The organism is Streptomyces sp. NPDC087270, assembly GCF_044744625.1.
GTDB lineage: Bacteria > Actinomycetota > Actinomycetes > Streptomycetales > Streptomycetaceae > Actinacidiphila.
The window spans coordinates 1-10,763 of sequence record NZ_JBIUYR010000041.1; the positions used below are offsets into that span (position 1 = coordinate 1).

General features: G+C 73.6%; 2 protein-coding genes. Both read right to left on the reverse strand.

Annotated features, from left to right (window positions below):
- A partial coding sequence (locus tag ACIPAE_RS39645) for a type I polyketide synthase (protein WP_402452315.1) occupies positions 1-6,929 on the reverse strand: 6,929 nt, incomplete at its 3' end.
- Between the two features lie 57 nt (positions 6,930-6,986).
- A complete protein-coding gene (locus tag ACIPAE_RS39650; protein WP_402452316.1) occupies positions 6,987-10,700 on the reverse strand; it encodes an SDR family NAD(P)-dependent oxidoreductase in 3,714 nt (1,237 codons plus the stop codon).
- Between the last annotated feature and the right edge of the window lie 63 nt (positions 10,701-10,763).

Consider the following 10,763-nt stretch of genomic DNA (forward strand, 5'->3'; position numbering starts at 1 on the left):
TCCGCACGCGCCAGCAGATGCTCCCGCAACCGACCCGCCTGCGCCCGCAACCCCACCTCATCCCTCGCCGACACCACCACCGGCACCAACGGCAGGCTCTTCTCGGGCTGCTCCGCCGGCTCCTCGGCGGCCGCCGGAGCCTCCTCCAGGATCATGTGCGCGTTCGTGCCGGAGACGCCGAAGGACGACACGGCCGCGCGGCGGGGCCGGCCGGGGTCGGTCCAGGGCCGGGACTCGGTCAGCAGCCTGACGGCGCCCGACTCCCAGTCCACGTGCGAGGACGGCTCGTCCACGTGCAGGGTGGCGGGGAGTTGCCGGTGCCGCAGCGCCTGCACCATCTTGATCACCCCGGCCACGCCGGCCGCGGCCGAGGAGTGGCCGATGTTCGACTTGATCGAGCCGAGCCACAACGGCCGCTCGGCGTCGCGGCCTTGCCCGTACGTCGCCAGCAGCGCCTGAGCTTCGATCGGGTCACCGAGGCGCGTGCCCGTGCCGTGCCCCTCGACCGCGTCGACCTGGTCGGGACGCAGCCCGGCCGCGGCCAGCGCGTTCCGGATCACCCGCTCCTGGGCCGGACCGCTCGGCGCCGTAAGCCCGTTGGACGCGCCGTCCTGGTTCACCGCGCTGCCGCGAACGACCGCCAGCACCCGGTGACCCAGACGCTGAGCGTCCGACAACCGCTCCATCACGACCAGGCCGACACCGTCGGAGAAGCCGGTCCCGTCAGCCCCGGCCGCGTACGACCGGCACCGGCCGTCGGGTGACAGGCCGCGCTGCCGGGAGAACTCCACCAGCAGGAACGGCCCGGACATCACGGTCGCTCCGCCGGCCAGGGCCAGCGAGCACTCGCCGTTGCGCAGCGCCTGCGCGGCCAGGTGCATCGCCACCAAGGAGGAGGAGCACGCCGTGTCCACGGAGACCGCGGGGCCCTGGAGCCCGAAGGTGTAGCTCAGCCGCCCCGAGACCACGCTCGTCGTGGTGCCGGTCAGTTTGAAGCCTTCCAGCTCGGGCGTCGCACCCCGGCCGTACTCGGAGGCGACCGCACCGCAGAACACGCCGGTGTCGCTGCCCCGCAACGAGCCCGGGTCGATCCCGGCGTCCTCCAGCGCCTCCCAGGCACCTTCGAGCAGCAACCGCTGCTGCGGGTCCATCGCCAGCGCCTCGCGCGGGCTGATCCCGAAGAACCCCGCGTCGAACTCGCCGGCCCCGTCGAGATATCCGCCACCGCGCGCGTACACCGTGCCGGCCCGCTCCGGGTCCGGGTCGTACAGCCGCTCCAGGTCCCAACCACGGTCCCCCGGCAGACCCGATATCGCGTCCCGGCCCTCGGCGACCAGGTCCCACAGCCCCTCGGGCGACGACGCGCCACCCGGGTAGCGGCAGCTCATGCCCACGATCGCCAGCGGCTCGTCCACGTCGGCCCGCCGCCGGGCCGGAACCCGCGCCGCCACCGCCTTCCCGGCGCCCGCGTCGGCACCGGGCACCTGCGTCACCAGGAACTTCGCCACCGCGACCGCGGTCGGGTGGTCGAACACCAAGGTCGCGGGCAACTTGAGTCCGGTCGCCTGGACCAGGCGGTTGCGCAGCTCGACCGAGGAGAGCGAGTCGAAGCCCTGCTCCTTGAAGGCCCGTCCCGATTCCACCGTGGACGCCGACGCGTGCCCGAGCACCGCCGCCACCTGCGCGGTCACCAGCTCCAGCGTCACCCGCTCCCACTGCTCGCGCTCGACTCCCGCGAGCCGGGTTGCCAGCGACCCTCCGCCGCCCGCGCGCCCCGCACGGCCGGGCGAGCGGACCAGCCCGGCGAGCAACGGCACGGCTGTCCCGGCCCGGGCCTGCTCGCGCAGCGCGGCCAGGTCCAGTTGGACCGGAGCGACCAGCGCGGCGTCCACCCGCTGTGCCGCGTCGAGCAGTTCGAGCCCCAGCTCGGAGGAGAGCGCCTGCACACCCATGCGCTCCAACCGGGCGAGTTGCGCGGCGTCCAGTTCCCCGGTCATCCCGGTCTCCGCCGCCCACAGACCCCACGCCAGCGACACCGCCGGACGACCCTGCGCCCGCCGCCACGCCGCCAACGCGTCCAACCCGGCGTTCGCCGCAGCGTAGTTGCCCTGTCCCGCGCTTCCGATCAGCGCGGCCACCGAGGAGAACAGCACGAACGACCGCAGGTCCAGCTCCGCCGTCAACTCGTCGAGCAGCAAGGCCGCGTCCAGCTTCGGCCGCAACACTCGGTCCACCTGCTCCGGCGTCAGCGACGCCACCAGCCCGTCCTCCAGGACACCGGCCGCGTGTACGACACCGGTCAGTGGAACCTCCAACGAGCTCAGCAACGAGGTCAGTTGCTCGCGGTCCGCCACATCACACGCGGCAACCCGCACCTGGCATCCGGCGGCCTCCAACTCCGCGACCAACTCGCCCGCACCCGGCGCCTCCAGACCCCGCCTCGACGCCAGCACCAGATGCCGCGCCCCACCAACGGTGACCAAGTGCCGTGCCACCAGCGCACCCAGGCCGCCGGTCCCACCCGTCACCAGCACCGCGCCATCCGTGCCGGCGCCCAGCAGCGGCCCGGCCGCCGGCGCCGCGGGCACGACGGCCCGCGTCAGCCGCGGAGCGAGCACCTTGCCGCCGCGCACCGCCACCTGCGGCTCGTCGTACGCGACGAGCGCGGCAAGCCCCGGGCCCGTCGCGTCGCGGCCGGCCAAGTCCAGGTGCGGGTCCAGCTCCGGGTCGAGGTCCACCAGGACGAAGCGTCCCGGGTGCTCGGACTGCGCGCTGCGCACCAGGCCCCACGCGGCAGCCGCCGCCACATCCGGTGCCTCCGCGCCGACCGCGATCGCACCCCGGGTCACCAGCACCAACCGGGACTCCGCCAGGGCCTCCGCGGCCAGCCACTCCTGCACCAGTGCGAGCGTCCGCGCCGCTACCTCGTGCGCGGTCCCCGCCACGTCCGCCGCGCCGCCGTCAAGCACCGCGCCGCCGTCGTCGAGCGCCGCGCCGGACGGCACCGCCGCCACCACCGCACCCGGCACCGCCGCGCCGGCCGCCACCGCGCCGACCAGCGCGTCGAGGTCCGCGAACCGCTCGCCGGCCTCCGTACTCTCCTGCGCACCCGGCACCGGGACCGCACCGAGCACCGCGACGCTCGCCGGGGCAGCGCCGCTCGCGCCCGCGGCCTCGGCCCACTCCACCGTGAACAGCGAACCGTCGGCCGCCCGCGCGGCACCCGCCAACTGCGCCTGGTCCACCGGCCGGAGCACGAGGGACCGGACCGACACCACCGGGGCGCCGGAGTCGTCGACCGCGTCGAACCGCACCGTGGAGTCGCCGATGGCCCCGGCGCGGACCCGCAGCCGTGAGACGCCCTGGCGCCCGAGCCGGACACCGGTCCAGCTGAACGGCATCTTGTGCTGGCTGCCGCCGGTGAACAGGGGCACGCCGCCTTGCACCACCGCGTCGAAGAGCGCCGGGTGGATGCCGAACTCGCCGGCCGGACCCGCGTACTCGTCCGCCAGCGCGACCTCGACGTAGATGTCGTCCCCGTCGCGCCAGGCCGCCCGCATCCCCTGGAAGACCGGCCCGTAGTCGTATCCGAGGTCGGTGAGCTGGTCGTAGAGCCGCTCGGCCGGGACCGGTTCGGCGTCCGGCGGCGGCCACTGCGCCGCCCAGGCCACGGCCGGCTCGGGCTCGGTCTCGGCGGCGAGTACGCCCCGCGCGTGGCAGATCGACTCCCCCCGCTCGCCGCCCTCGGGGGTGGTGTAGATCGCGACGGCACGGTGGCCGTTCTCGTCGGCCTCCGCGACGGTGACCTGGAGCTGCACCGAGGAATCCCCGGCGAGCAACAGGGGTGCGCCCAGGACCAGTTCCTCCACCACCGGGCAGCCCACGTGGCCGCCCGCCGTCAGCGCGAGCTCCACCAGCGTGACGCCGGGCACGACGACCGTGCCGAAGAGCATGTGCTCGGTGACCCAGGAGTCCGTGTCCGTGCCCAACCGCCCGGTGAACAGCCACTGGTCCTGGTCGCCGATCCGCACGCCCGCGGTCAGCAAGGGGTGATCGACACGCTCGGCCCCGGCCGCGACCGATCCCTGGGCCCCGGCCCCCGACAACTGCCAGTAGCGTTCCCGCTGGAAGGCGTACGTCGGCAGGGATACGGTCCTGGCACCGGTGCCGGCGTAGAACGCGGCCCAGTCCACGGGCACTCCGGCCGCGTGCACGGCCGCGGCGAACCCGGCGAACGCGGCCGGCTCCTCCTGCCGGGCCCGCAGCGCCGCCACGAACACCGCCTGCCCGGCGGCCTCGTCGCCGCTCGCGGCCTCCACCGCCTGGCGGGCCAGCGCGGTCAACGACCCGTCCGGCCCCAACTCCAGGAACCGCGTCACCCCAAGACCGGCCAACGCGCTGATCCCGTCAGCGAACCGCACCGCCTCCCGCGCATGCCGCACCCAATACGACGGGTCCGCCAACTCACCCGGCACCGTCACCGCACCCGTCACGTTCGACACCACCGGAATGACGGGCTCAGCGAACCGCAACCCGCCCGCCACCTCCGCGAACTCCGCCAACATCGGCTCCATCAAAGCCGAGTGGAACGCATGAGACACCCGCAACCGGGTCGTCTTCACCCCCTCCCACACCGGAAGCCGCAGCCACTCCTCCAGAGCCTCCTGCTCACCGGACACCACGACCGCCCGGGCACCGTTCACCGCGGCAATCGACAACCGGCCCTCGAACCCGGCCAACGACTCCCGCACCTGCTCCTCACCAGCCTGCACCGCCACCATCCCGCCACCGGCCGGCAACGCACCCATCAACCGACCCCGAGCCGCCACCAACGCGCTCGCATCCGGCAGAGACAACACCCCGGCCACATGCGCCGCCGCGACCTCCCCCACCGAATGCCCGACCAGGAAGTCCGGCCGAATCCCCAGCGACTCCGCCAGCCGGAACAACGCCACCTCGACCGCGAACAACCCCGCCTGCGTGAACTGCGTCGCGTTCAACAACCCGGCCTCCACCGAGCCCTCTTCCGCCGCCAACACCTCCGACAACGGCCGCTCCAACAACGGATCAAGCTCCGCACACACCTCCTCCAGCGCCCGCTTGAACACCGGGAACACCGACGCCAACCCCAACCCCATCCGCGCCCGCTGCGCCCCCTGACCCGAGAACACGAACGCCGTCTTCCCCGACGCCGCCCGCCCCTGCACCACACCCGCACCCGGCTCACCCAGCGACAGCGCCGCCAGCCCCGCCAGCAACGACTCCCGGTCACCGGCCACCACCGCGGCCCGCTCCTCCAGGTGGGATCGCGTGGTCGCGGCCGAGAACGCCGTGTCCAGCACACCGAGCTCCGGCCGCGCCAGCAGGTGCTCCCGCAACCGCCGGGCCTGCGCCCGCAACGCCACTTCATCCTTCGCTGAGACCAACACCGGTACCACAGGCCGGACTTCCCGTTCCGCCTGAGCGGACGCCCGCGAGCCCGTGCCAGTGCCCGTACCCGTACCCGCGCCCGATTCCGGCTCCGTGTCGCTCTGCGCGGGCGCCTCCTCCAGGATCAGGTGGGCATTCGTGCCCGAGATCCCGAAGGACGACACGCCCGCGCGGCGGGGACGTTCACCGGCCGGCCAGGGCTGGGCGTCGGTCAGCAGCCTGACCGCACCCGACTCCCAGTCCACCTGCGAGGACGGCGCGTCCACGTGCAGCGTCGCCGGGAGCCGCTCGTGCCGCAGCGCCTGCACCATCTTGATGACACCGGCCACCCCGGCCGCCATCGAGGAGTGGCCGATGTTCGACTTGATCGAGCCCAACCACAGCGGGTCGCCGGCCTCGCGGTCCTGCCCGTACGTCGCGAGCAGCGCGTGCGCCTCGATCGGGTCACCGAGCCGCGTGCCCGTGCCGTGCCCCTCGACCGCGTCGACCTCGTCGGGACGCAGGCCGGCCGCGGACAGTGCCGCGCGGATCACCCGCTCCTGCGACGGGCCGCTCGGCGCCGTAAGCCCGTTGGACGCACCGTCCTGGTTCACCGCGCTGCCCCGGACCACCGCCAGCACCCGGTGTCCGCGGCGCCGGGCGTCCGACAACCGCTCCATCACGACCAGGCCGACACCGTCGGAGAAGCCGGTCCCGTCAGCGCCCTCCGCGTACGACTTGCACCGGCCGTCGGGTGACAGGCCGCGCTGCCGGGAGAACTCCACCAGCAGGAACGGCGTGGACAGCACCGTCACGCCGCCGGCCAGCGCCAGCGAGCACTCACCGGAACGCAGCGCCTGCGCGGCCAGGTGCATCGCCACCAGCGACGACGAGCACGCCGTGTCCACCGACACCGCGGGACCCTCCAGGCCCAGGCTGTACGCCACCCGGCCGGACACCACGCTCGTCGTTCCGCCGGTCAGCCGGAAACCCTCCAGGTCCGACCGGCCGCCCGGCGCCGACCCCGACCCCGGGTAGTCCGAGATGCCGACGCCGCAGAACACGCCGGTGTCGCTGCCGCGCAGCGAGGCCGGGTCGATCCCGGCGTCCTCCAGCGCCTCCCACGACCCCTCCAGCAACAGCCGCTGCTGCGGGTCCATCGCCAGCGCCTCGCGCGGGCTGATCCCGAAGAACCCCGCGTCGAAGTCGCCCACGCCGTCGGCGAATCCGCCGCGCTGGGCGTAGAACGTCCCGACCTTGTCCGGGTCCGGGTCGTGCAGCCGCTCCAGGTCCCAGCCACGGTCCTCGGGCAGCCCCGCCATCGCGTCCCGGCCGGTCGCCACCAGGTCCCACAACTGCTCGGGCGACGACGCGCCACCCGGGTACCGGCAACTCATCCCCACGATCGCCAGCGGCTCGGTGGACTGCGCCATGAGTCGCCGGTTCTGCTGCCGAAGTCGCTCGGCTTCCTTGACCGACCGCCTCAGGGCTTCGACGAGCTCGTTCTGGTCGCCAGCCATGCTTGTTCCTCCAGGTTCAGGCGCAAAGCGGGGGTAAGTCGGTTGGCACGCTTGTGCTTAAACTGCGGTCTCTTCGGTCATCCGGATGAGGGCCGCGGCGTCCATGTCGTCGATCGACTCGGTGCTGTCCTCCGCCGACGAGCCGTCGTCCGAGGCGCTGTTCACCAGTTCCAGGAGCGCGTCGAGCAGTCCCGACGCCCGCAGGCGGTTGATCGGGATCGATGTCAGTACGTCCCGGATCTCGTCCTCTTCCGACGAGCGGCGGCCGTTCGGCACGGTGCCGGGCATGGCGACCGGGATCATGTACTGGGTGACGGCGATCGCGGTGGGATGGTCGAAGACGAGCGTGGTCGGCAGCTTGAGGCCGGTCGCCTGGGTCAGGCGGTTGCGCAGTTCGACCGCGGAGAGCGAGTCGAAGCCCAGCTCCTTGAAGGCCCGGCCCGGGTCCACCGCCGATCCCGACGCGTGCCCGAGCACCGCCGCGACCTGCGCGGTCACCAGGTCCAGCGTCACCTGCTCCCAGTCCTCCCGTCCCACCTGGGCCAGCCGGGAGGCCAGCGACCCGTTCCCGCTCGCGGCCCGGGCCTGCCGGACCTGGACCCGTACGAGTCCGGCGAGCAAGGGCGGCGCCATCCCCTGCCGGGCCTGCGCCCGGATCGAGGCGAGGTCCAGTTGGACCGGGGCGACCAGCGCGGCGTCCACCCGCTGTGCCGCGTCGAGCAGTTCGAGCCCCAGCTCCGTGGGCAGCGGCTGGAGACCCAGCCGGTTCAGCCTGGTCAGGTCGGCGTCGTCCAGCTCACCGGTCATCCCGGTGCGGGTCTCCCACAGGCCCCAGGCCAGCGACACCGCCGGACGGCCCTGCGCCCGGCGCCGCGCGGCGACCGCGTCCAGTACGGCGTTGGCGGCGGCGTAGTTGCCCTGCCCGGGATTGCCGATCAGCGCGGCGACCGAGGAGAACAGCACGAACGACTGGAGGTCGGTGCCGGCCGTCAACTCGTCGAGCAGCAGCGCCGCGTCGACCTTCGGCCGCATCACCCGGTCCAACTGCTCGGGGCTCAGCGACGCCACCACTCCGTCGTCCAGGACGCCGGCCGCGTGCACCACGCCCGCCAGCGGAACCTCCAACGAGCCCAGCAGCGCTGTCAGTTGCTCTCGGTCCGCCACATCACACGCAGCAACCCGCACCCGGCACCCGGCCGCTTCCAACTCCGCGACCAACTCACCCGCACCCGGCGCCTCCAGACCCCGCCTCGACGCCAGCACCAGATGCCGCGCACCACCAGCAGTGACCAAGTGCCGTGCCACCAGCGCACCCAGACCCCCGGTCCCACCCGTCACCAGCACCGCGTGACCCGGGTCCGCCGGCTGCGGAACCGTGAACACCACCTTGCCGGTGTTACGACCCTCCCGCAGGAACCGGAACGCCTCCGCATACCGGCGGATATCCCAAGTACGGACGGGCGCGTGCGACAACACGCCCCCGTCGAGCATCTCCAGAATCTCGCCGAGCATCTGCCCCAACCGCTCAGGACTGACCTCGAAAAGGTCGAACGCCCGGTACTCCACACCCGGATGAGCCTCAGCCACCGCCTGCGGGTCGCGGACGTCCGCCTTCCCCATCTCCAGGAACCGCCCACCCCGCGGCAGCAACCCGAGCGAGGCGTCAACGAACTCACCCGCCAGCGCGTCCAGCACCACATCCACACCCGCACCGCCCGTGACGCGCGCGAACACCTCCGCGAACTCCAGGTCCCGCGACGACGCGATCCGCTCGCTCGGCACACCCAGGGCCCGTACGGCATCCCACTTCGCCGGACTCGCCGTCGCATAGACCTCCGCACCCAGATGCGCGGCGATCTGCACCGCCGCCATCCCGACACCGCCAGCCGCGGAATGCACCAACACCCGCTCCCCGGCCGCCAACCCGCCGAGGTCCACCAGCCCGTAATAGGCGGTCAGGTACACCACCGGCACCGCGGCCGCCTGCTCGTACGACCAGCCCTCGGGCATCGGCGCGACCATCCGCCGATCCGCGATCGCCGCCGTACCGAACGACTCGAGGATCAGGCCCATCACCCGGTCACCGGGCGCCAGGTCCGTGACCCCGGGACCGGTCTCCAGGACGACCCCCGCCGCCTCACTGCCCAGCGGCGCGTCACCCGGGTACACGCCCAACGCGATCAGCACGTCACGGAAGTTGAGTCCCGCGGCCCGTACCGCAACCCGGACCTCGCCCGCCGCCAGCGGACGATCGGCACCGGACGGAACCAGGGCCAGGCCCTCCAACGATCCCTTCGCGACCGACGCCAACCGCCACGGCCCCTCGGCGGGCACGGTGGCCCGCGTCAGCCGGGGTGCCAGCACCCGTCCCTCGCGCACGGCCACCTGCGGCTCGTCGAGCAGGGCCAGCGTGGCCCAGTCCGGCTCCGCCTTCCCGCCGACAGCTTCCAGGTCCGACTCCGGGTCCGACTTCGGGTCCAGGGCCGGGTCCAGGTCCACCAGCACGAACCGCCCCGGGTGCTCCGACTGCGCGCTGCGCACCAGACCCCACGCGGCAGCCGCCGCCACATCCGGCGCCTCCCCACCGGTCGAGACCGCACCCCGCGTCACCAGCACCAACCGCGCACCCGACAACGCATCCGCAGCCAGCCACCCCTGCACCAGACCCAGCGTCCGCGCCGCCACCGCACGTGCGGCGTCGGCTTCGTCGCCAGGACCTGACGTGGCACCGACCGTGGCGACCACCACGTCCGGCACCGCCGCGCCCGCGGCCAGGGTCGACTCCAGGGCGTCCAGATCCGCGTAGCGCTCACCGGGGCCGGCCGGTCCGCCGAGCAGGGCCACCGGCACCAGGGCCGGCACCAACCCGGCGTCGTCCGCCGCCCGGACCGGGACCCACTCCACCGTGAAGAGGCTGTCCTGCCCGTTGCCCTGTGCGCGTTCGAGCTGCGCCTGGTCGACGGGACGGAAGGCCACGGCGTCCACCGCCGCGATCACGGCCCCCGAGTCGTCGGCCATGTCGATACGGAACGCGGAGTCGCCCGTCGGGGTGAGCATGACCCGGGCCCGCGGCCCGGACGCCGGCCCGGTCCTGATCCCCGACCACGCGAAGGGCAGGCCCACCGGGGAGCCGGCCTGCATCTCCAGCAGGCTGCCGTGCAACGCTGCGTCCAGCAGCGCCGGGTGGATGCCGAACCCCTGGCCGGAACCGGCCTGGTCGTCCGGCAGGACCACCTCGGCGTAGACCTGCTCGCCGTCGCGCCAGGCCGCCTGCAACCCCTGGAACAGCGGCCCGTACTCGTAACCGGCCTCCGCCAGCCGCTCGTACAGCCCCTCGACCGGCACCGCGACGGCGCCCTCCGGCGGCCAGTACGCGGGGAACGGCACCGCGGGAGCCTCGACCTCCGAGCCGAGCTTGCCGCGGGCGTGGCAGGTGGGCTGGGCGGCGGCCTCCTGCCCACCGCTCTCACCCGGCGCCGTGTAGATCGCGACGTCACGGCGTCCGTCCTCGTCCGGCGCTCCGACGGTGACCTGGAGATCGAGCGCCGCGCCCTCGGCCAGCAGCAACGGGACCTGCAACACCAGTTCCTCGACGACCGGGCACCCCGCGCGCGCCCCCGCCGCCAGCGCCAACTCCACCAGCGCGGCCCCCGGCACGATCACCATGCCGAACACCGCGTGATCGCGCGTCCACGGCTGGGCCTCCTGCGATACCCGCCCGGTGAACACCCACTCGTCACGGTCGCCGACCCGCACCGCGGCCGACAGCATCGGATGCCCGAACCGCGCCAACCCAGCACCCGCCAGATCCCCGCCCCCGGCCCCCACCGGCAG

Coding starts and splice junctions, on each gene's coding strand:
- ACIPAE_RS39650 (WP_402452316.1), bottom strand. CDS start 10,700: ATGCTGTCGGCCGCGGTGCGGGTCGGCGACCGTGACGAGTGGGTGTTC.